Consider the following 21,701-nt stretch of genomic DNA (forward strand, 5'->3'; position numbering starts at 1 on the left):
GTCACTGTACCTGTTGAAGAAAACTGGACGAGTTCATCATGAACCCGAAAAACCACTGGATCACCGGCTTGAACTCCGGCACCAGCCTGGACGCCACCCACCAGTCGCTCTGGGAGAGGCTGGTGAAGGTATCCATGAAAAACAGCAGGGCGCTGACGATCAGCACCCCGCGAATGGCGCCAAAACAGACCCCGAGCACCCTGTCTGTGCCGGAAAGCCCGGTCTTTTCCACCAGCAGGCCCACCACGTAGTTCACCACGCTCCCCAGGATCAGGGTCGCCACGAACAGGGCGGCGATGGCCAGACCGTTGCGCACCATGGCATCGGAGAAAGAGGTGAAATAGACGGCGAGATCGGGATAGAAATGGCTGGCAATGAAAAAGGCGACGAACCAGGTGACCAGAGACATGGCCTCCTTGAGAAAGCCGCGCACCAGGCTGATGAGGGCGGAGAAACCGACGATGCCGATGATGGCGTAATCAATCCAGACCATAGAAAAAGATGTCCTGCGAAATTGCGGCGCAGTCTAACAAAAACGATTGCGCAATGCTTGATAAAATTGTGTTACAGGCCCGAAGGGAGCTATCCCTTCCCCTTGCGGCGGGTTTCCCGGGCCCAGAATGCACAACGCCATGGCATGCCATGGCGTTGTCGTCTGCAACGAGCGCTTACCCGATGTGGGTCAGGCCGCCCATGTAGGATTGCAGCGCAGCCGGGATGGCGATGCGGCCATCTGCCTGCTGGTAGTTCTCGAGCACGGCCACCAGGGTACGACCCACCGCCAGACCGGAACCATTCAGGGTGTGAATGAGCTGCGGCTTGCCGTCGATGCGCACGCGAGCCTGCATGCGGCGCGCCTGGAAGTCGGTGCAGTTGGAAACGGAGGAGATCTCGCGATAGGTGTTCTGGGCCGGCAGCCACACTTCCAGATCGTAGGTCTTGGCGGCGCAGAAGCCCATGTCACCGGTGGAAAGCGCCATCACGCGATACGGCAGCTCCAGCAGTTGCAGCACCTTCTCGGCGTGACCCACCATCTCTTCCAGGGCATCCCAGGATTTTTCCGGGTGCACCAGTTGCACCATCTCGACCTTGTCGAACTGGTGCATACGGATGAGGCCACGGGTATCACGACCGTAGGAGCCCGCTTCGGAGCGGAAGCAGGGGCTGTGGGCGGTCATCTTGATGGGCAGCTCCTGCTCGTCGAAGATCTCGTCACGGGCCATGTTGGTGAGCGGCACTTCGGAGGTCGGGATGAGGGAGAACTTGCGCACCTTGCCTTCGTCTTCCCCTTCCCCTTCGATGCCGGTATTGAAGAGATCCTGGGAGAACTTGGGCAGCTGGCCGGTGCCGTACAGGCTGTCCGGGTTGACCAGATAGGGCACGTAGCACTCGGTGTAGCCGTGCTGCAGGGTGTGCAGGTCCAGCATGAACTGGGCCAGGGCGCGGTGCAGACGGGCAATCTGGCCCTTCATGACCACGAAACGGGCGCCGGAGAGCTTGACGCCGTTCTTGAAGTCGACCCCCTTGGCCGCCTCACCCAGATCGATGTGATCGCGTACCGGGAAATCGAACTCACGCGGGGTACCCCAGCGGCGGACCTCCACGTTGTCGTTCTCGTCACGGCCCACCGGGGCGGTCTCGCTCGGCAGGTTGGGGATGGCGTCGGCGATCCCCTTGAGCTGGGCCAGCAGGGCCTCCAGCTCGACCTTGCTGGTCTCGAGCTCGTCGTTGATCTTGGTCACCTCGGCCTTGAGGGGGGCAACATCTTCACCACGACGGGCAGCCTCACCGATGGACTTGGAGCGGGCGTTGCGCTCGGCCTGCAGCTCCTGGGTGCGGGACTGCAGATCCTTGCGTTTCTCTTCCAGAACATTGACCGCCGCTACGTCCAGAACGTAGCCACGTGTCGCCAGACGAGCGGCAGCTTCGGTGATGTCGCTGCGCAGATATTTGGGATCCAGCATGGTTTACCTACTTTTTTTAATGGGATCTGGGCCCGGGTCATCGTGACCGGGTTGGGAAACAGATCCGGAAGTTAACATCGGTTGGCGCACCCCTTTGCCTTCGGAATCGGGCCTTCGAAATCAAGAAGATGGTGCAAGGCCAAGACAACCGGGGTCAGACGGGCAGTGTAGCAGACCGCCCCCCCGCCCGAACAGGGACTATTACGCCCGTTTTTGCCGGGCCCCCCTCCCCTGATGCCTTTGCCGTGCGCTTTCCGGGCAAGGGGCTTGAAGGTCTTTCCTATCGCTTGCGCGGGCTCTGCTTGTCCAGCTCGTGCAGATAGTCGAGCTTCTGGGCTATCTGCTTCTCAAGCCCCCGCTCGGTGGGTTGATAGTACTGCTTGCCGGCAAGCTCCGGGGGGAAGTACTGCTCGCCGGCGGCATAGGCCCCCGGCTCGTCGTGGGCGTAGCGATATTCGGCGCCGTAGCCCAGCTCGCTCATCAGCTTGGTCGGTGCATTGCGAAGGTGCGGTGGCACCTCGAAGTCCGGCAGGTTCTTGGCGTCGTGAAGCGCCGCCTTCCAGGCGGTGTAGACCGCATTGCTCTTGGGGGCACAGGCGAGGTAGACGATGGCCTGGGCGATGGCCCGCTCCCCTTCCGCCGGGCCGATGCGATGGAAGCAGTCCCAGGCCGAGAGCGCCACCTGCATGGCACGGGGATCGGCGTTGCCCACGTCTTCCGAGGCAATGGCCAGCAAGCGGCGGGCGATGTAAAGGGGATCGCAGCCGGCGCTCACCATGCGGGCATACCAGTAGAGGGCCGCATCCGGTGCCGAGCCGCGAATGGACTTGTGCACCGCCGAGATGAGGTCGTAGAAGTGATCGCCGCCCTTGTCGAAACGGGCCACGTGCTCCCCCACCACGGCGGCGAGCAGGGTACTGTCGATCACCCGCGCCCCTGAGCTGTCGGCCTCGGCCATGTCGGCCAGGAGCTCCAGATAGTTCAGAGACTTGCGCCCGTCCCCGTCCACCGCTTTCGCCAGCGCCTCCTTGGCCCCGGGGGCAAAGCGCAGGCTAGGGTCATTGAGGCCGCGCGGGTCCTGCATCGCCTGATCGATCATGGCGAGGATGTCATGCTCCTCCAGCCTCTTGAGCAGATAGACCCGGGCCCGGGAGAGCAGCGCATTGTTGAGCTCGAACGAGGGGTTCTCGGTGGTGGCGCCGATGAAGGTGATGGTGCCGTCTTCGATGTGGGGCAGGAAGACATCCTGCTGGCTCTTGTTGAAGCGGTGGACTTCATCCACGAACAGGATGGTGCGCACCCCGCGCCACCCGTTCTCCTTCGCCTTGTCGAGGGCGGCGCGGATCTCCTTGATGCCGGAGGTGACCGCCGAGAGCCGCTCCACCTCCGCCTGGCAGTAGTGGGCAACCAGTTCTGCCAGCGTGGTCTTGCCGGTGCCGGGGGGGCCCCAGAGGATCATGGAGTGGCAGTGCCCCGCCAGGATCGCTTTTCGCAGGGGCTTGTCCGGCCCCAGGATATGCTGCTGGCCGATGTACTGCTCGAGGGTTTGCGGCCGCATCCGGGCCGCAAGCGGACGAAAGTCCGAGGAGAAATCCAGGGATAAATTGCTCATCTGCATTGACCTTGCATCTGACCGGTCATAAACAACGCCCGGTCAGACGATAACGCCGGTAACGGCTGGCTCATCAGCGCTGGTCGTCCAACTCGACCCCCTTCGGGATCTTGAAGACAAATTCGTTGCCCTTGAGCACCGGCTTGCGGTTGAAGCTGCTCAGGGTGAACTCGCTCCACTGGCCCTGGGCCTCTTTCACGTCGAAGCGACTGATGTTGTTCTGACGGTCGAAGGTGATGCGAAAGGAGGCGATCAGCTCGTCCTTGTTGCGGCTGGTGACGGTATAGACATCCCCTTCCTGGGTCACGTCATAGTTCTTCCAGAGGCTGTTGTCGTTGCCCGCGATGAGCACGAAGGGGGTGTTGAGCACCGCATCCTTCATCTTGAGAGCGGTGACCTGCTCGACGAAGGGGTCGTACACCCACACATCCTTGCCATCGGCCACGATCAGGCTCTCGTCCGGGGAGGTAGTGTGCCAGTTGAAGCGGTTGGGTCGCTGCACCAGCAGGGAGCCGCTCGCCTTTTGCAGCTCCTTGCCCTTGCTGTCATAAACGGTCTGGGCAAATGTCGCGGAGAAGACATTGACGGAGGAGAGCTTCTCCTTGAGATCGCTGGCCGCATCGGCCCACACCTGGCTGCTGGCAACCAGCAGAATGGAACCCATCAACAGTTGTTTTTTCATCAGGCTCTTCATAGGGAGGTTCTCGATAAAAGGCCACGCCCGCAAAGGGCATGGCCAGAATGATACAGGAGTTAGGCTTAGTCACGAACCGGCGGCGGTGCCAGCACGTCGCGCTGGCCGTTGCCACCCGGGGCGCTGACGATGCCCTGGTTTTCCATCTGCTCGATGAGACGGGCCGCCCGGTTGTAACCGATCTTGAACTTGCGCTGGACGCTGGAGGTGGAGCCACGGCGGGATTCCACCACGAAGGCCACCGCCTCGTCGAACAGGGGATCGAGCTCTTCATCGCCGCCCCCGCCGAAGTCGCCACCGCCGCCCTCGCCGTCCGACTCGCCGGAGAGGATCTCGTCGATGTAATCCGGCTCACCACGCAGTTTCCAGTCCGCCACCACCTTGTGTACCTCGTGGTCATCGACGAAGGCACCGTGGACACGGGTGGGGTTGGAGGTGCCGGCAGGCATGTAGAGCATGTCACCCATGCCGAGCAGGGATTCGGCGCCCCCCTGGTCCAGGATGGTGCGCGAATCGATCTTGCTCGACACCTGGAAGGAGATACGGGTCGGGATGTTGGCCTTGATGAGGCCGGTAATGACATCCACCGACGGACGCTGGGTCGCGAGGATAAGGTGAATACCGGCCGCCCGCGCCTTCTGGGCGATACGGGCGATAAGCTCCTCCACCTTCTTGCCGACGATCATCATCATGTCGGCAAACTCGTCCACCACCACCACGATGTGGGGCAGCTTTTCCAGCTCCGGCGGCATCTGATCCATGGAGTCGCCCGGACGCCACAGGGGGTCGACCAAGGGATCCCCCGCCTCGATGGCGGCCAGCACCTTGTCGTTGTACCCCTTGAGGTTGCGCACCCCGACCGCGGACATCAGCTTGTAGCGACGCTCCATCTCGCCTACGCACCAGCGCAGGGCGTTGGCGGCATCCTTCATGTCGGTGACCACCTCGGTCAGCAGATGCGGAATCCCTTCATAGACCGAGAGCTCCAGCATCTTGGGGTCGATCATGATGAAACGCAGATCCTCGGGGGAGGATTTGTAGAGCATGGAGATGATCATGGTGTTCACCCCCACCGACTTGCCCGAGCCCGTGGTACCCGCCACCAGCAGGTGGGGCATCTTGGCGAGGTTCACCACCACGGGTTCCCCCGCGATGTCCTGACCCAGCCCCATGGTGAGCGGATTGCGGCTGGCCGCGAACGCCTCGCAGTCCAGGGTCTCCCGCAGGTAGACGGTCTGGCGTACCCGGTTGGGCAGCTCGATCCCGACGAACGTCTTGCCCGGGATCACTTCCACCACCCGCACGCTGCTGGCAGAGAGAGAACGGGCGAGATCCCGGGAAAGATTGGTGATCTTGCTCGCCTTCATGCCCGGCGCCAGGTCCAGTTCGAAGCGGGTAATGACGGGACCGGGATAGACGCCCACCACCTTGGCCTGCACGTTGTAATCGGCGAGCTTCGCCTCCACCAGCCGGCCCATGCGCTCCAGCTCGTCCTTGCTCATCATCTGGGTCTTGGCGGGCGGCCTGTCCAGCAGATCGATGCTCGGCAAAGGGGCCAGACCGGGCTGGGGACGGCGCTTGGCTTTCACCGGAGCAGCGGCAACGGGAGCATCGGGTTCGTCATCCCCCTCCGCCCAGGGCAAGTCGAGGTCATCTTCTTCCTGGCGCACGGCGGGACGCGGACGGCCATTGGCCACGCGCTTGCCCTTGGCGGCAGGCGCCGGAGCCTCGTCCTCTTCGTCGTCAAACTGCGGATCGAACTGGAAGGTGTCTTCGTCAAGCTCCGGCAGCCATTCGTCAGCTTTTGTCTTTTGAGCGCGATTCTTCGCCTTGGGGTTGCGTGTCCAGCTGCTGTGGGGGTCTTCGTCATCCTCTTCCTGATCGAAGCTACCCACGCCCCCTTCCAGCAGGGGATCCGGCCCCTCATAGCGAGGCTGGCGCCAGCCACCGGTGAGCCAGCGGCCCAGAGTGGTGGGGAAATGGTAGATGGCGCTGACAGAGCCGGTGCAGGCGGCACCGATGCGCTCGACAATGGTGAGCCAGGACCAGCCGGTAAAGAGGGTGATGCCGGTCGCCACGAAGCAGAGCAGCATCAGGTTGGCCCCCACGCCGCCAAACAGCGGCACCACGGCGGAGGCGATCACATCCCCCACCAGGCCGCCGGCGGAAAAGTTCTGCAAGTCGTTGAAGTTCATGCTGGCGATGGCGGACATGCCAAGCACCGTCAGCACGAAGCCGATGATCCGTACCGACAGGGTGAGGTAATCCACTTCCAGCAGCTTGCTCGGGCGCCAGAACAGGCTCCAGCCAAGCAGCACTACCAGGGGGGGCACCAGATAGGAGAAGGCCCCGAAGGTAAACATGGTGATGTCGGCGAGCCAGGCACCGGCGCTGCCCGCGAGGTTTTTCACCTCCCCTTGCCAGGAGGTTTGCGACCAGCCGGGATCGGCGGGATGGTAGGTCAGCAGGGCAAGCAAAAGATAGGCAGCCATCAGGGTGATGGCGATCAAGACGGCCTCGAAGATCCGTTGTGTACCTGATAAAGGAGTAAACAGCTTTTTATCGGCCAAACTCCGGCTCCTTTGTGAAAACATGAATGCGGGGATAGGGGGCCTAGTATCCCTGAAAAGCCCACCGATTGTCAGCCAGTGCCTGAGGGCGGGCCTGAAACTCTCTATAAGAAGAAACGAGCGGACCGGCCGCTCGTTTCTGACTATCGTGACTCGTCATGGAACTTGCAAGTCACAGCACAACCCCGCTTATCGGGTGCTGATCACCAGACGACTGCTCTGTTTGACCTCTTCCATCACCACGTAGGTGCGGGTGTCGTTGACGCCCGGCAGACGCAGCAGGGTTTCACCCAGCAGGCGGCGGTAAGCGGACATGTCGCTGACGCGGGTCTTGAGCAGATAGTCGAAATCACCGGACACCAGATGGCACTCCTGGATCTCTTCGAGCACCTGAACAGCCTTGTTGAACTGCTCGAACACATCGGGGGCGCCACGATTGAGGGTAATTTCCACGAACACCAGCAGAGACGCGTCCAGATAATGAGGGTTCAGAATGGCGGCATATCCTTCGATATACCCTTGTCGCTCCAGGCGACGAACCCGTTCCAGACACGGTGTGGGACTCAGGCCAACTCGTTTGGACAACTCAACGTTCGAAATCCTGCCATCCTTTTGCAGTTCATTCAGAATGTTGCGGTCAATCCTGTCCAAATCCTTTAGCCGACTCTTAGCTTCCATCATTTAATTCCATCCTTTGGCTATTTTTTGGTAAGAATCACCAGTCATTTTATAATAATGGTCACAAATCCTGTCAATACCTGAATATACTAGGCGCAAATGTCGCTTAACATCTAGGCAACATAAACCACCAATCGATAGACGAGGGATAGCATGATTATCGGTGTACCTAAGGAAATAAAAAACCATGAATATCGCGTAGGCATGGTTCCGGCCAGTGTACGTGAACTGACAGCACGAAACCATACTGTTTTCGTCCAAAGCGGCGCAGGAAATGGCATTGGGTTCAGTGACGCAGATTATCTGGCTGCCGGAGCCGAGATCCTAGCCTCCGCTGCCGAAGTTTTCGCCAAGGCGGAGATGATCGTCAAGGTCAAGGAACCCCAGGCAGTGGAACGGGCCATGCTGCGTCCCGGCCAGACCCTCTTTACCTATCTGCATCTGGCGCCGGACCTGGCCCAGACCCAGGATCTCATCGACAGTGGTGCCGTCTGCATCGCCTATGAAACCGTCACAGACGGTCGTGGCGGTCTGCCCCTGCTGGCCCCCATGTCGGAAGTGGCCGGACGCATGTCTATTCAGGCCGGAGCCCAGGCACTGGAGAAATCCCGTGGCGGCAGCGGCGTGCTGCTCGGCGGTGTGCCCGGTGTGGAACCGGCCAAGGTGGTGATCATCGGTGGTGGTGTGGTGGGCTCCAACGCAGCCCGCATGGCCGTCGGCCTGCGTGCCGACGTCACCATCCTCGACAACAACGTCGATACCCTGCGCCGTCTCGACAGCGAGTTCCAAGGGGCTGCCAAGGTGGTCTACTCCAACCGCGAGACCCTGGAGCGCCATCTGCTGGCGGCGGACCTGGTCATCGGCGGCGTGCTGGTACCTGGCGCCACTGCGCCAAAACTTGTCAGCCGTGACCACATTGCTCGCATGAAACCCGGTGCAGCCATCGTGGACGTGGCCATCGACCAGGGCGGCTGTGTCGAGACCTCCCATGCCACCACCCATGAAGATCCCACCTTCATCGTCGACGAGGTGGTGCACTACTGCGTGGCCAACATGCCGGGTGCCGTGGCGCGGACCTCCACCGTGGCCCTGAACAACGCCACCCTCCCCTTCATCATCAAGCTGGCCGAACAGGGCTATCGCAACGCTCTGCTCGCCGATCCCCACCTGTTGCACGGCCTGAACGTGATGGCGGGCAAAATCACCTGCAAGGAGGTTGCCGTGGCCCACAACCTGGCTTACACGGATCCCCTGACCCTGCTGAACTGATCGCGTCCCTGCAAAGGGAGGTAGATGAGTGAAAATCCGCCCGCGATGGGCGGTTTTTTTATGCCTGCCATCCCCGGCTCACCCCTCTTGCTGGCGATTGCCCCAATCGATGCGCTGGCCTTTGACCACGGATCACGAATTACCTACAATCGCGCAAACTCATCACGTCTCGGAAATCACATCATGAGCCAAGTCACTCACAGCAAACTGCTGATCCTGGGATCCGGTCCGGCAGGTTACACTGCGGCCGTCTATGCCGCTCGCGCCAACCTCAATCCCCTGCTCATCACCGGCATGCAGCAAGGTGGTCAGCTGACCACCACCACCGAAGTGGAAAACTGGCCAGGGGACGCGGAAGGGCTGACCGGCCCGGCCCTGATGGAGCGCATGAAAGAGCATGCAGAGAAGTTCGATACCCGCATCCTCTTTGATCATATCAATGAAGTGACGCTGACCGAGCGTCCCTTCCGCCTCAAGGGGGACAACGGTGAATACACCTGCGATGCGCTGATCCTCGCCACCGGTGCCTCCGCCAAATATCTGGGTCTGCCCTCCGAAGAGGCTTTCAAGGGCCGCGGCGTCTCCGCCTGCGCCACCTGTGACGGCTTCTTCTACCGCAATCAGGAAGTGGCAGTGGTCGGCGGCGGCAACACCGCCGTGGAAGAGGCACTCTATCTGGCCAACATCGCCAAAAAGGTGCACCTCATCCATCGCCGCGACGAGTTCCGCGCCGAGAAGATCCTGATCAAGCGCCTCAACGACAAGGTCGAGAGCGGCAATATCGTCCTGCACACCCATCAGACCCTGGACGAAGTACTGGGTGACGACATGGGCGTCACCGGCGTGCGCCTGCGCAGCACCCGGGATGACACCACCTCCGAGCTGCCGCTGATGGGGGTCTTCATCGCCATCGGTCACCAGCCCAACACCCAGATCTTCGAAGGGCAGCTGGCGATGGAAAACGGCTATCTGAAAGTGCGTGGCGGACTGGAAGGGTTCGCAACCCAGACCAGCATCCCGGGCGTGTTCGCCGCCGGCGACGTGGCCGACCACGTCTACCGCCAGGCGATCACCTCCGCAGGGACCGGCTGCATGGCCGCCCTCGATGCTGAGCGATATCTGGACGCACAATAATCGGAAGGATATAAAGGGCATGCCAGTTGGCATGCCCTTTTTTATTGCAAGGAGCAGGATGAAACGAAAAATAATGATAGTGGAAGACAGCCTGACGGTACGCCGCATGCTGACCCAGGCCATTGCGCAGCAGACCGGGCTGGAAATCGACGCGTTCGATACCCTTGAAGGGGCTCGCGATTGCCATGGGGAAGATTATGTGGTCGCCCTGGTGGATCTCACCCTGCCGGACGCCCCCGGCGGAGAGGCTGTCAACGTGCTGAGGGAGCGTGGGCTGCCGGTGGTGATCCTGACGGCCGACATCAGCGAAGAGAAGCGGGAAGCCTGGCTGGAGGCCGGGGTGCTGGACTACGTGATGAAGGATTCACGTCACTCCCTGCAATATGCTGTCGGTCTGGTGCACCGCCTCTACCTCAACCAGGCCATCGAAGTCTTGGTGGTCGACGATTCACGCACCTCCCGTCACCGTACCGCGGCCCAGTTGCGCAAGCAGTTGTTGCAGGTGCACGAGGCCAATTCTGCCCGCGATGCGCTGGCGCAGCTCGAGCAGCACCCCGCCATTCGCCTGATGCTGGTGGACTACTATATGCCGGAGATCGACGGCATCAGCCTGGTGCGAATGCTGCGCGAGCGCTACAGCAAGCAGCAGCTCGCCATCATCGGCATCTCGGTATCGGACAAACACGGCCTCTCGGCACGCTACCTCAAGCAAGGGGCGAATGATTTTCTCAATCAGCCCTTTGAACCCGAGGAGCTGCAGTGCCGGGTCAGCCACAACCTGGAGGCCCTTGAGCAGTTCAACAACATCCAGGAATCGGCCAACCGAGACTACCTGACCGGACTTTACAACAGACGCTACTGGTTCAACGAGGGTCAAAAGTGGTTCGAGGAGCATCAGCGCCATCAGGCGCAGCTCTCCCTGTGCGTGCTCGATGTGGATCACTTCAAGCAGGTCAATGATCACTGGGGGCACGCCATCGGCGATCAGCTGCTCTGTCATCTGGCCAGGCTGCTCACCCAGTTCTTCCCGGATGCCATGATAGCCCGATTCGGTGGTGAAGAATTTGCCCTGATGGTGCCACACTGCCCCGTTCCCGTGCTGCTCAAGCGGCTGGAAGGGCTTCGTCTGCAAATGCGCCAGCAACCGCTGTCCCGGGAGATATCGCTCTTTGTACGCGCCAGTTTCGGCGTCATCAATGTCGGGCGGCTCTCCATGGACGAGGCGCTGAGCGAGGCAGATCGCCAGTTGTATCAGGCAAAGAATACCGGGCGAGACAAGATAGTCTGTCAGGACGTCTGAGCAAGCATCAGCAGAGACACTCCGTGTAGTACCGCCCGGCGCCCCTTGTGTGGCGGCCGCCGGGTCAATCCCTTCTTCACCGTTCAATAGGTCTTGTCGACCCGCACTCCATCGTTGAAATAGAGGATGCGTACCTTGTCGCCCTGCGCAAAGACCATGGCCGGATCGTAATCCTGGATCACGTTGATGAGCCCATTCTGCTCGTTGCGGATCAGCAGCTCCACCAGCTTGTTCTCCACCACGCTGCCCCCTGACTGAAACTGCTGCACCGCCGCCGCTCCCGCCAGTGCCCCGACCGCAGTGGCAATCTCCCGCCCGTGCCCACCGCCAAACTGGTTGCCGAGCAGCCCGCCAAGCACGGCCCCTCCCAGAGTTTTCCAGCCGGAATGCTCTGATTCCACCATCTGGCGCTGGGTGATGTTGCGCACCGCATCCACCTGGCCGAAGACCACCTGCTCCACCGGACGCGCCGTGTTGCGTTCATACACCGCACTCCAGGCCGGTGCCGTGACAAAGCCAAGCAAGCTGGATACTATCAGGATAATGGCCTTCATCTATGAACCTCTGCCTTATGTCTCGCTATCTTACCGAACTGGATGATGAGCTGTGCTGGTTTCCCTCCCCCAGCCATGCGCTGGAAGAGCCCAACGGGCTGCTCGCGATTGGGGGAGATCTCTCCCCCACTCGATTGCTGGCAGCTTACCACAGCGGGATCTTTCCGTGGAATGAACCCCATCAGCCACTGCTGTGGTGGTCACCGGATCCCAGGGGAGTCATCGTGCCCGAGGAACTCCACATCGGCCGCAGCCTGCAGAAGTGTTTGCGCCGCACCCCCTTCGAGATTTACATCAATCGCGCCTTTGATGACGTCATTGCAGCCTGCGCCGCCCCCCGTCGCACCGCCAGCGGCACCTGGATAAGTGCCCCCATGATCGACGCCTATCGGCGCCTTCATCGCCTCGGTCATGCCCACTCCATCGAGATCTGGCAGGATGATCAGTTGCAGGCAGGTCTCTATGGCCTCTCCCTGGGCCGACTCTTTTGTGGTGAATCCATGTTCAGCCGCATCGACAATGGCGCCAAACTGGCCATGGTGGCCCTCTGTCGCCACTTTGCAGGGCACGGCGGTGCCCTCATCGACTGCCAGATGCAAAACGACTTTCTGGCCACACTGGGCGTTCAGGAGTGGCCAAGGCAGCGCTTTCTGACCACCCTGGCCACCCTGACCCGGCAACCGTTGCAAGAGGGATGCTGGCAACCGAGGAGAATCAGCCTATGAGTGAAGAAGTGATCCTCAAGGTCGGGCTGACCCCCAGGCACCCGTGCAGCTACCTCGGTCACGAGCAGGAGCAGTTGCTGGTCCTGATGGACCATGAATTGCTCAACGCCGCCGGGTACGAACGGCTGCTGACGGCAGGATTCCGGCGCAGTGGCAACGACATCTATCGTCCTCACTGCCCCGCCTGCAGCGCCTGCCAATCCTTGCGCATACACAGTGAACGCTTCACCCCGAGCCGTGGGCAGAAACGCATCCGCCAGTTGAACCGAGATCTCGAACTCGTACTGAGCTATGACGACAAGCCCGAGTATTACCAGCTCTATGAACGCTATATCCGTGAACGTCATCGGGATGGCAGCATGTATCCACCGAGCCGGACCCAATACAAGGGATTCCTGCACTGCGACTGGATGCCCCCCCTCTATCTGGAGATGCGCAAGGAGGGACGCCTCATCGGCGTGGCCACCACGGACCTGCTTCCCCACTCTCTGAGCGCCATGTACACCTTCTTCGACCCCGACTATGCCGATCGGTCGCTCGGCACCTTCGCCATCCTGAGCCAGTTGGAACTGGCCAGACGTACCGGTCGTCAGTGGCTCTATCTGGGGTATCTGGTGGAGGAGTGCCGCAAGATGAATTACAAGCGCCAATACCTGCCCCATGAGCTGCTGGTACAGGGCGAATGGAAAAAAATCGACACCAAGCCCGAGTAAACTTTACACATAGCCTTAAATCCGGCATGATCCAGCGGTTTTTTGTTGTGGCTTATCAAGAGGATTCAATGGCTAAAGAAGACAGTATTGAGATGCAGGGTACCATTCTCGAAACCTTGCCCAATACCATGTTCCGTGTGGAACTGGAAAATGGTCACGTGGTTATCGCTCATATTTCCGGCAAGATGCGCAAAAACTACATCCGTATCCTGACTGGGGACAAAGTAACGGTGGCTCTGACTCCGTACGATCTCTCCAAGGGACGTATTGTTTTCCGCTCTCGCTAAGCCAGGAATTCAGCAAAAAACCCCAGCCTCTCGGTTGGGGTTTTTTGTCATTTCCGGCCTTGCTCACAGTCAGTGAGAGACAGCTTCAACGTTGACCTGAAAATCAAAGCTGAGGCTGTTGTTCACCAGCTCGACCTTCACAATGCCGCCATCGACCAGGGAACCGAACAGGATCTCGTTGGCCAGGGGCTTCTTGAGGTGCTCCTGAATGACCCGGCCCATGGGTCTTGCTCCCATTGCCCTGTCATACCCTTTCTCTGCCAACCAGTGGCGCGCCTCTTCAGACACCTCCAGTGAAACGCCCTTGGCATCCAGCTGAACCTGCAGCTCGACGATGAACTTGTCGACCACCTGATGGATCACTCCCATGTCGAGATGGTTGAACCAGATGGTGTGATCGAGCCGGTTGCGGAACTCCGGACTGAACGTCTTGTTGATCACCGCCATGGCATCATGGCTCATGTCCTGCTGCTGGAAGCCGATGGACTTGCGCTGGGTCTCCTGAACCCCTGCGTTGGTGGTCATCACCAGGATCACATTGCGAAAATCTGCCTTGCGCCCGTTGTTGTCCGTCAGGGTACCGTTGTCCATCACCTGCAGCAGCAAGTTGAAGACATCCGGGTGCGCCTTCTCGATCTCGTCAAGCAGCACGACGGAGTGCGGATGCTTGAGGACGGAGTCGGTCAACAGCCCTCCCTGTTCGAATCCCACGTAACCGGGAGGAGCCCCGATCAACCGGGACACGGTATGGCGTTCCATGTATTCCGACATATCAAATCGCAATACCTCGACCCCGAGCGCCTTGCCCAGTTGCTGGGTCACTTCGGTCTTGCCCACCCCGGTCGGGCCGGCAAACAGGAAGCAGCCCACAGGTCGGCGTTCGTTGCCAAGCCCTGAACGTGACAACCGAATGGCATCGGTCAGCACCTCGATGGCCTTGTCCTGCCCGAACACCACCATCTTGAGATTGCGCTCCAGATTCTTCAGCACCTCCTTGTCGGAGGAGGAGACAGATTTCTCGGGAATACGAGCAATCTTGGCAACAATGGCCTCGATTTCCGGCACATTGATCACCTTCTTGCGCTTGCTGACGGGCAAGAGGCGTTGCCCTGCACCCGCTTCGTCGATGACGTCGATGGCCTTGTCAGGCAGATGGCGATCATTGATGTACTTGGCGGAAAGCTCCACCGCCGCCCGGATCGCCTTGACGGTATAACGCACGCCATGGTGAGACTCATAACGGCTCTTGAGTCCCATCAGAATGCGAGTGGTGTCGTCTACTGTGGGTTCGACGATGTCGATCTTCTGGAAGCGACGAGCCAGAGCCCTGTCCTTCTCGAAGATCTGGGCATATTCCTGGTAGGTGGTGGAGCCCACGCAGCGCAGCAAACCATTGGAGAGCAGCGGTTTGATGAGGTTGGCCGCATCCAGCTGGCCACCGGAAGCCGCACCAGCGCCAATGATGGTGTGGATTTCGTCGATGAAGAGGATGGCCCCTTCCTGACGTTCGATCTGCTTGAGCAGCACCTTGAGGCGCTTCTCGAAGTCACCACGATACTTGGTGCCCGCCAGCAGGGAGCCCATGTCCAGGGAGTAGATGGTGCTACCCGCAATCACCTCGGGCACATCCCCCTTGACGATACGGTAGGCAAGCCCTTCGGCGATGGCGGTCTTGCCCACCCCGGCTTCCCCGACCAGCAAGGGGTTGTTCTTGCGACGGCGGCACAATACCTGAATGGTGCGATTGAGCTCCTGATCACGGCCGATGAGCGGATCGATGCGCCCCTCCAGCACCAGCTGGTTGAGGTTGGTGGCAAAGCTTTCTATCTGGGCAGAGGATACCTCGTCATCAGATTCCGCATTGTTGCCACCACTCTCGGGCTTGTTGTCCTTGCGCACCCCGTGGGACAGGAAGTTCACCACATCCAGGCGGCTTATTTCGGCTTTTTTCAGGAAGTAGGCGGCCTGGGACTCTTGTTCGCTGAAGATGGCGACCAGGACATTGGCACCGCTCACCTCGGTATTGCCGGACGACTGGACATGGAAGACGGCACGTTGCAGCACGCGCTGGAAGCCCAGCGTCGGCTGGGTTTCCCTGTCTTCGTCGTCACGGGGGATGAGCGGGGTCGTTTGATTGATGAAGGCGCGGATCTCTTTGCGCATCTGTTCCACATCCGCACCACATGAACTCAGCGCCTCATGGGCTGAGCTGTTATCCAGCAGGGCCAACAACAGGTGCTCGACGGTCATGAATTCGTGGCGCTCGTCACGGGCCAGCTTGAAAGCCTCGTTCAGCGTCTTTTCTAGATCTTTGTTCAACATAGGCACCTCCCCTCAGTACAGCAACAATGCGGTGTCGTTATCGCCATCAAGTCATCAGATTCAAGCCTTTTCCATGGTACATAGCAGTGGATGTTCGTTGTTACGTGAATAGGTGTTGACCTGGACCACTTTGGTCTCGGCAATCTCGGCGGTAAATGTGCCGCAGACCCCCTTACCACTATAATGCACGCTCAGCATCACCTGAGTGGCCTTCTCCAGATCCATACCAAAGAACCTTTGCAGCACCTCCACCACGAACTCCATCGGTGTGTAGTCGTCGTTGTTCAGGACGACCTTGTACATGGGTGGCGGTTGCAGCTTCGTTTTCTCTGCCTCTGCAATCTCTTCATTAGCAAAGAGTTCTTTCTGCTTGCTCATAGTTGCGCTTTGGTACCTCTAGATTACTACCGTGTCGCTCAAGATTGTCAATAGACTTGTTAACCAGATCACATCGGTTGTTAACAACTTCTTGACTCGCTTAAAAGTTGGACTAGATTGGTTACTTGCTAATCGGCGCCCGTCTGCTACGGGGTCATGCCCTAGTTATATAAGGCTGGCGCAGGTTACTCAACGACTTCAGGGTAATCAATAAAAGGATGTAGATGTATGGCAACCGGAACAGTCAAGTGGTTCAACAACGCAAAAGGATTTGGGTTTATCTGTCCGGAAGGCGGTGGTGAAGACATCTTCGCTCACTACTCCACGATTCAAATGGAAGGTTACAAGACCTTGAAAGCAGGTCAGGCAGTCAACTTTGAACTGCAGCAGGGGCCGAAAGGAAATCATGCCTCTGTCATCGTGCCAAACGAAGCACAGAACATCTAAGAGTCAAACTGGATAAATTAAAAAGCGGCATCCCAAGGGATGCCGCTTTTTTATGGACAGGCACGAAGAGGGGAACAAGAAAGGCCAGGCCTTCCCTGTTCCCTGCTGCAGCTACCTCAGCGGGCCAGCAGGATGTTCAGCATGCGACGCAGCGGCTCGGCGGCGCCCCACAGCAGCTGGTCACCCACGGTAAAGGCGGCCAGGTACTCCGGACCCATATTGAGCTTGCGCAGACGACCCACCGGGATGCTGAGGGTGCCGGTGACGGCAGCCGGGGTCAGCTCGCGGGCGGTGATGTCGCGATCATTCGGGATCACCTTGACCCAGTCGTTGTGGGCGGCCAGCAGGGCTTCGATCTCGGCCAAGGGCACATCTTTTTTCAGCTTGATGGTGAAGGCCTGGCTGTGGCAGCGCAGGGCCCCGATCCGCACGCACAGACCATCCACCGGAATGGCGGCGTTTTCGATACCCAGGATCTTGTTGGTCTCGGCCTGGCCCTTCCACTCTTCACGGCTCTGGCCGTTGTCGAGCTTGGTGTCGATCCAGGGAATGAGGCCACCGGCCAGCGGTACGCCGAAATTGTCCACCGGCAGGGTGCCGGAGCGGGTCTTCTCGGTGATCTTGCGCTCGATGTCGAGGATGGCGGAGGCGGGATCCGCCAGCTCCACCGCCACTTCATCCCGCAGCATGCCCATCTGGGTGACCAGCTCGCGCATGTGGCGGGCACCACCACCGGAGGCCGCCTGATAGGTGGCCACGCTCACCCACTCCACCAGATCGGCCTTGAACAGGCCACCCAGGGCCAGCAGCATCAGGCTGACGGTGCAGTTGCCGCCAACGAAGGTCTTGATGCCGTTGTTCAGGGCGTGTTCGATGACGTCGCCGTTGACCGGATCCAGGATGATGACAGCGTCCTTCTCCATGCGCAGGAAGGAGGCGGCGTCAATCCAGTAGCCCTGCCAGCCGGCGGCTTTCAGACGCGGATAAACATCCTTGGTGTAGTCGCCGCCCTGGGCGGTGATGATGACGTCCTGCGCGGCCAGCGCCTCGAGATCGAAGGCGTCCTGCAAGGTGCCGGCATCGACACCAAAATTGGGGGCGGCCTCACCGGCCTGGGAGGTGGTGAAGAAGGTGGGTTGAATGCGGGCAAAATCCTTCTCTTCCTGCATCCGGCTCATCAAGACCGAACCCACCATGCCACGCCAACCGACCAAACCTACTTTTTTCATAATGTCCTACCCTGGATAGCTGCTTATAGAAATCGTGTGTGGTACCCGTGACCCCTGCCTTGGCGCCAGCCGTTTACAAGGGATTCACAATATATGAGTTGCAAAAAATGCGTCTGTCCACATTACGGATTGTGACGGCGGGCGCAAGTCGAATTGCGCAATATTCTGTGCCATTCGCTGCAATATCCGTCGGCCTGGCCGACCTGCGGGCAGCCGGTTGGCATCCTGCCTCCAGTTGGGGCATCATTGAGACCGACCGGCAGCCCCGCTGCCCCTCGGGGACGGCCCCGAGGCCTCCTGATACGCAGGGACGACCCTGCTTCCTGCGGAATCTGCCTTATGTCGTGGTTGCTCCTGCTGTTGGCCGGCCTGTTCGAGGTCGCCTGGGCCATTGGCCTCAAGTACACCGACGGTTTCAGCCGTCCCCTCCCCACCCTGCTGACCCTGAGTGCCATGGCCGTGAGCGTGCTGCTGCTCGCCATGGCGGTCAAGCAATTGCCCCTTGGCACCGCCTACGCGGTCTGGACCGGTATCGGCGCGGTCGGCACCGTGCTGATGGGGATCTGGCTGTTCAACGAACCGGCCACCCTGGCCCGGGTGCTCTGCCTGCTGCTCATCATCGTCGGCATTCTGGGTCTGAAATTCATCGGTTAGGCGCGCTGAAAGGGCCGGGTACACCGGCCCCGACGTGGCAAACTCCAGGGGGCGATGTCAGCCCGGCGTGTTGCTGTGTTCCTCTGCTTGCTGATGTGTTCGCAGGCGGTGGGTAAAGGCGGGTGGCACAGACGTGACATGGCGAGCAAGATCCGCCCCATGACCGCCCGGGCGAGCATGGGGCGCCTCCTTTTATCTTTTCGTCTGCTCCTTCAATCACTCCACCAGCGTCTGCTCGATGCGGGCCCCAGGCATCATCTGCGTGAGACCGGCAATCAGCCTGTCGCCGGCCTCCCACAAGGCCGTGCGCGGCATCGGCGGCAGACACTCCAGAATGAACCACATCCGGGGGGAAGAGAGGCTCAGGCGAGTGCGGATCCCCTGGCGCCAGTTCCAGCGGCGACAGGTGACGCCGAGATCGTCCCGCCACACCACCTCTCCGGGAGCCGGTGCCTCCTGGATTGGCAGCCCTTCTTTGAGGGGTGTCAAAGCATTCGCTGCCATCGGCAATCACCAGGCGCGGCGCTCCCACATAGGCCGCCAGATCCTCCCCGCCCACGGGAATGGCATACTCGATGCTGATGGCGTTGTAGAGATCCACCACAGGATCGATGGCGGGCAAGACGCCATCGCGCAGCACCCGCTTGCGCAGTGCCTGGGCCGAGCAGGGCGTGCGGGCAGGCTTGGCGCCAAACCCCTTGAACACCTGATCCCAGGCGGCCAGATGTTCAAGGGCCCAGGGGGCCTCGTCGGTGCCAAGGGCCGCACATGCCCGGGCCAGGGCCCGCTCCCCCACCAGAGTGTCAATCACGGGGGCGGCTTCCACCACGATGCTGAGGGCACAAAAACCCGGCGCCAACCTGGCTATCTCGGGGTCGATACGGGGGATCATCGGGAACATTCAGCACTCCTGGTCAAGGCTCATCAAGACGGGGTGGCGGAACGGGCACGGGCGTTCCCCTCTTTTCCTTCCCCCGCCAACGGTTGACGCCATGATGAAGGGCACAGGGTCATAATAAAATTTACTTTATCTTAATTATGTTAAGTAAAACTGATGACCCAACCCTCTTTCCCATGAAAAATCGCCGCCCCGCAGCGCACCGTCCGGCCCCACTACCACACCCCGCCCATCCAATGCAGACCTGGGCAAGCCCACACCATTGCCCTGGCCGCTTTCCCCGTCACTCATGCTATTATCTGCGTCCAAACATGAGCCCATAAAATCAGGACATTGTGATGACCGACCACACTTTTATTCCCGGCAAGGACGCAGCGCTGGAAGATTCCATCGAACGCTTCCAGACCAAGCTGCAAGCCCTGGGGTTTGATATCGAAGAGGCCTCCTGGCTCAACCCCGTGCCCAACGTCTGGTCCGTGCACATCCGGGACAAGGAGTGCGCTCTCTGCTTCACCAACGGCAAGGGTGCCAGCAAGAAGGCGGCGCTCGCCTCCGCCCTTGGCGAGTATTTCGAGCGTCTCTCCACCAACTACTTCTTCGCCGACTTCTACCTGGGCGAGCAGGTCGCCAATGGCGACTTCGTCCACTACCCGAACGAGAAGTGGTTCCCCATCGAGGGGGATCAGCTGCCCGCCGGTCTGCTCGACTCCTTCACCCGCAAGTTCTACAACCCGGACGGTGAAGTGACCGCCGACATGCTGGTGGACCTGCAATCCGGCAACGAGGAGCGCGGCATCGTCGCCCTGCCCTTCGAGCGCCAGTCCGACCACCAGACCGTCTATATCCCGATGAACATCGTCGGCAACCTGTATGTTTCCAACGGCATGAGTGCCGGCAACACCCGCACCGAGGCCCGCACCCAGGGGTTGTCGGAGGTGTTCGAGCGCCACGTGAAGAACAAGATCATCGCCGAGGCCATCAGCCTGCCCCAGATCCCGGGCGAGGTCATCGCCCGTTACCCGGGCATCAAGGCGTCCATCGATGCACTGGAGGCCGAAGGCTTCCCCATCTACAGCTTCGATGCCTCCCTCGGCGGCCGTTATCCGGTCATCTGCGTGGTGCTGCTCAACCCGAGCAATGGCACCTGCTTTGCCTCCTTCGGCGCCCACCCGCGCTTCGAGGTCGCCTTCGAGCGTACCGTCACCGAACTGCTGCAAGGGCGCAGCCTCAAGGATCTGGACGTCTTCGTGCCGCCGTCGTTCGACAACGAGCAGGTGGCGGATCACCACAACCTGGAGACCCACTTCATCGACTCCTCCGGCCTCATCAGCTGGGATCTGTTCAAGGAAGAGTCCGACTTCGAGTTTGCCGACTGGGACTTCCGTGGCACCTCGCAAGAGGAGTTCGACCACCTGATCGGCATCTTCCACGAGCTGGAGCAGCCGGTCTACATCGCCGACTACGAGCATCTGGGTGTCTACGCCTGCCGTATCCTGGTGCCCGGCATGTCCGACATCTATCCGGTGGAAGATCTGCTGCTGGCCAACAACACCATGGGGGCCCACCTGCGGGAGACCATCCTGGCGCTGCCGGCGCTCGAGTGGGACGCAGAGCAGTACATGGCCCTGTTCGACCAGCTGGATGAAGAGGGGCACGACGAGCGGACCCGGGTGCGCGAGCTGCTCGGCATCGCCGCCGCCAAGGGCACTGCCCTGCACACCCTGCGCGTCGGTGAGCTCAAAGCCATGCTGGCGCTGGCCGCTGGCGACCTGGAGAGCGCCCTCGACCTCATCGACTGGACCATGGAGTTCAACCAGTCGGTGTTCCCGGCGGATCGCGCTGCTTACTACCGCGCCCTGCGCGCCTGCGTCGAGCTTTTCCTCGACGAGGAACGCGACCCCGAGCAGTACCGCCCGGTGTTCGCCCGCATGTTCGGGGAAGAGACCCTGGCACAGGCGTGGGCCAACGCCCGCGGCGAGGCGCGCTTCCACGGTCTGGAAGCCGCCGATCTCTCCCTCTCCCAGTTCCCGCTGCACCAGAAACTGCTGGCCGCTTACGAGAAATTGCAAAAAGCCAAACGAATCCATACCTGGAACTGATATGCTAGCGTGACGAAGGGGCCTTATGGCCCCTTCTGTTTTATGGTCTACGCTTTGGCTGGCCGTGCCACAAAGATGAAATAAAAGACAAAAAATACCTCTTAGGGGGTTGTTAATTTGGCACTCATGGTGCAGTGCGGCTGCACAGGTGCCTTGCCGGTACGTTTTTCAGGG

At 60.3% G+C, this 21,701-nt stretch carries 20 protein-coding genes and 1 pseudogene; 9 read left to right on the forward strand and 12 right to left on the reverse strand.

Features of this window, described 5'->3' with window-relative positions:
• Position 1: 1 nt before the first annotated feature.
• From AB5Y70_RS08660 to lrp, 6 genes are all read right to left on the reverse strand, one after another.
• A complete protein-coding gene (locus AB5Y70_RS08660; RefSeq protein WP_010674522.1) occupies positions 2-493 on the reverse strand; it encodes a CvpA family protein in 492 nt (163 codons plus the stop codon).
• A 175-nt stretch (positions 494-668) separates the two neighbouring features.
• Entirely contained in the window at positions 669-1,964 is a 1,296-nt protein-coding gene (gene serS, locus AB5Y70_RS08665) for a serine--tRNA ligase (RefSeq protein ID WP_010674521.1), read from the reverse strand.
• Between the two features lie 280 nt (positions 1,965-2,244).
• A complete protein-coding gene (locus tag AB5Y70_RS08670) occupies positions 2,245-3,582 on the reverse strand; it encodes a replication-associated recombination protein A (RefSeq protein ID WP_041201597.1) in 1,338 nt (445 codons plus the stop codon).
• Positions 3,583-3,649: 67 nt separating this feature from the next.
• Positions 3,650-4,258, reverse strand: coding sequence for an outer membrane lipoprotein chaperone LolA (gene lolA, locus AB5Y70_RS08675; RefSeq protein ID WP_039039163.1), 609 nt, complete (start codon positions 4,256-4,258; stop codon positions 3,650-3,652).
• A gap of 77 nt (positions 4,259-4,335) precedes the next feature.
• Positions 4,336-6,840, reverse strand: a complete 2,505-nt coding sequence (locus AB5Y70_RS08680; RefSeq protein ID WP_029314440.1) for a DNA translocase FtsK — start codon at positions 6,838-6,840, stop codon at positions 4,336-4,338.
• A 189-nt stretch (positions 6,841-7,029) separates the two neighbouring features.
• Positions 7,030-7,521: a leucine-responsive transcriptional regulator Lrp gene (gene lrp, locus AB5Y70_RS08685; RefSeq protein ID WP_005300047.1), complete on the reverse strand. Its 492-nt coding sequence runs from the start codon at positions 7,519-7,521 to the stop codon at positions 7,030-7,032.
• A 150-nt stretch (positions 7,522-7,671) separates the two neighbouring features.
• On the opposite strand from lrp, the gene ald reads away from it, so the two are divergent.
• The 3 genes from ald (at position 7,672) to AB5Y70_RS08700 (ending at position 11,221) form a co-directional block, all read left to right on the forward strand.
• Positions 7,672-8,787 carry an alanine dehydrogenase gene (ald, locus tag AB5Y70_RS08690; protein ID WP_010674517.1) on the forward strand — a complete coding sequence of 372 codons (1,116 nt, stop codon included), beginning with the start codon at positions 7,672-7,674 and terminating at the stop codon, positions 8,785-8,787.
• 183 nt (positions 8,788-8,970) lie between these two features.
• Positions 8,971-9,921 (forward strand): thioredoxin-disulfide reductase, encoded by a 951-nt coding sequence (gene trxB, locus AB5Y70_RS08695; protein WP_010674516.1) that lies wholly within the window; start codon positions 8,971-8,973, stop codon positions 9,919-9,921.
• 58 nt (positions 9,922-9,979) lie between these two features.
• A complete protein-coding gene (locus tag AB5Y70_RS08700) occupies positions 9,980-11,221 on the forward strand; it encodes a diguanylate cyclase (RefSeq protein ID WP_029314438.1) in 1,242 nt (413 codons plus the stop codon).
• 83 nt (positions 11,222-11,304) lie between these two features.
• Here AB5Y70_RS08700 and AB5Y70_RS08705 read toward each other — a convergent pair whose 3' ends face one another.
• Complete coding sequence (locus AB5Y70_RS08705; protein WP_010674514.1) at positions 11,305-11,775, reverse strand: glycine zipper 2TM domain-containing protein; 471 nt, start codon at positions 11,773-11,775, stop codon at positions 11,305-11,307.
• A 17-nt stretch (positions 11,776-11,792) separates the two neighbouring features.
• On the opposite strand from AB5Y70_RS08705, the gene aat reads away from it, so the two are divergent.
• The 3 genes from aat (at position 11,793) to infA (ending at position 13,500) form a co-directional block, all read left to right on the forward strand.
• Entirely contained in the window at positions 11,793-12,500 is a 708-nt protein-coding gene (gene aat / locus AB5Y70_RS08710) for a leucyl/phenylalanyl-tRNA--protein transferase (RefSeq protein ID WP_029314435.1), read from the forward strand.
• The gene (locus AB5Y70_RS08715; protein ID WP_010674512.1) at positions 12,497-13,213 is read left to right on the forward strand and encodes an arginyltransferase; all 717 of its coding nucleotides are present in this window, start codon (positions 12,497-12,499) and stop codon (positions 13,211-13,213) included. The genes aat and AB5Y70_RS08715 overlap by 4 nt, the downstream gene beginning before the upstream one ends.
• 68 nt (positions 13,214-13,281) lie before the next feature.
• The gene (gene infA / locus AB5Y70_RS08720; RefSeq protein WP_005300033.1) at positions 13,282-13,500 is read left to right on the forward strand and encodes a translation initiation factor IF-1; all 219 of its coding nucleotides are present in this window, start codon (positions 13,282-13,284) and stop codon (positions 13,498-13,500) included.
• Positions 13,501-13,569: 69 nt separating this feature from the next.
• Here infA and clpA read toward each other — a convergent pair whose 3' ends face one another.
• Both clpA and clpS read right to left on the reverse strand, forming a co-directional pair.
• Entirely contained in the window at positions 13,570-15,822 is a 2,253-nt protein-coding gene (clpA, locus tag AB5Y70_RS08725; RefSeq protein WP_010674511.1) for an ATP-dependent Clp protease ATP-binding subunit ClpA, read from the reverse strand.
• Positions 15,823-15,882: 60 nt separating this feature from the next.
• On the reverse strand, positions 15,883-16,200 hold the full coding sequence (gene clpS, locus AB5Y70_RS08730; protein WP_005325410.1) for an ATP-dependent Clp protease adapter ClpS: 318 nt from the start codon (positions 16,198-16,200) through the stop codon (positions 15,883-15,885).
• Between the two features lie 228 nt (positions 16,201-16,428).
• On the opposite strand from clpS, the gene cspD reads away from it, so the two are divergent.
• Positions 16,429-16,647, forward strand: coding sequence for a cold shock-like protein CspD (cspD, locus tag AB5Y70_RS08735; protein ID WP_010674510.1), 219 nt, complete (start codon positions 16,429-16,431; stop codon positions 16,645-16,647).
• Positions 16,648-16,763: 116 nt separating this feature from the next.
• On the opposite strand, the gene asd is transcribed toward cspD, so the two are convergent.
• Positions 16,764-17,876: an aspartate-semialdehyde dehydrogenase gene (gene asd, locus AB5Y70_RS08740; protein ID WP_010674509.1), complete on the reverse strand. Its 1,113-nt coding sequence runs from the start codon at positions 17,874-17,876 to the stop codon at positions 16,764-16,766.
• 339 nt (positions 17,877-18,215) lie between these two features.
• Between asd and sugE the strand changes: the two genes are divergently transcribed.
• Positions 18,216-18,530: a quaternary ammonium compound efflux SMR transporter SugE gene (sugE, locus tag AB5Y70_RS08745; RefSeq protein ID WP_010674508.1), complete on the forward strand. Its 315-nt coding sequence runs from the start codon at positions 18,216-18,218 to the stop codon at positions 18,528-18,530.
• A 216-nt stretch (positions 18,531-18,746) separates the two neighbouring features.
• On the opposite strand, the gene AB5Y70_RS08750 is transcribed toward sugE, so the two are convergent.
• Entirely contained in the window at positions 18,747-19,034 is a 288-nt protein-coding gene (locus AB5Y70_RS08750; RefSeq protein ID WP_223918103.1) for a hypothetical protein, read from the reverse strand.
• Positions 19,035-19,071: 37 nt separating this feature from the next.
• Positions 19,072-19,431, reverse strand: a pseudogene (locus AB5Y70_RS08755) (phenylalanine--tRNA ligase beta subunit-related protein); the annotation flags it as partial.
• A gap of 335 nt (positions 19,432-19,766) precedes the next feature.
• Between AB5Y70_RS08755 and ycaO the strand changes: the two are divergent.
• Positions 19,767-21,527, forward strand: a complete 1,761-nt coding sequence (gene ycaO / locus AB5Y70_RS08760; protein WP_010674506.1) for a 30S ribosomal protein S12 methylthiotransferase accessory factor YcaO — start codon at positions 19,767-19,769, stop codon at positions 21,525-21,527.
• Positions 21,528-21,701 lie beyond the last annotated feature (174 nt).

This window comes from Aeromonas sp. s1(2024) (genome assembly GCF_040908005.1).
Lineage (GTDB): Bacteria > Pseudomonadota > Gammaproteobacteria > Enterobacterales > Aeromonadaceae > Aeromonas > Aeromonas caviae.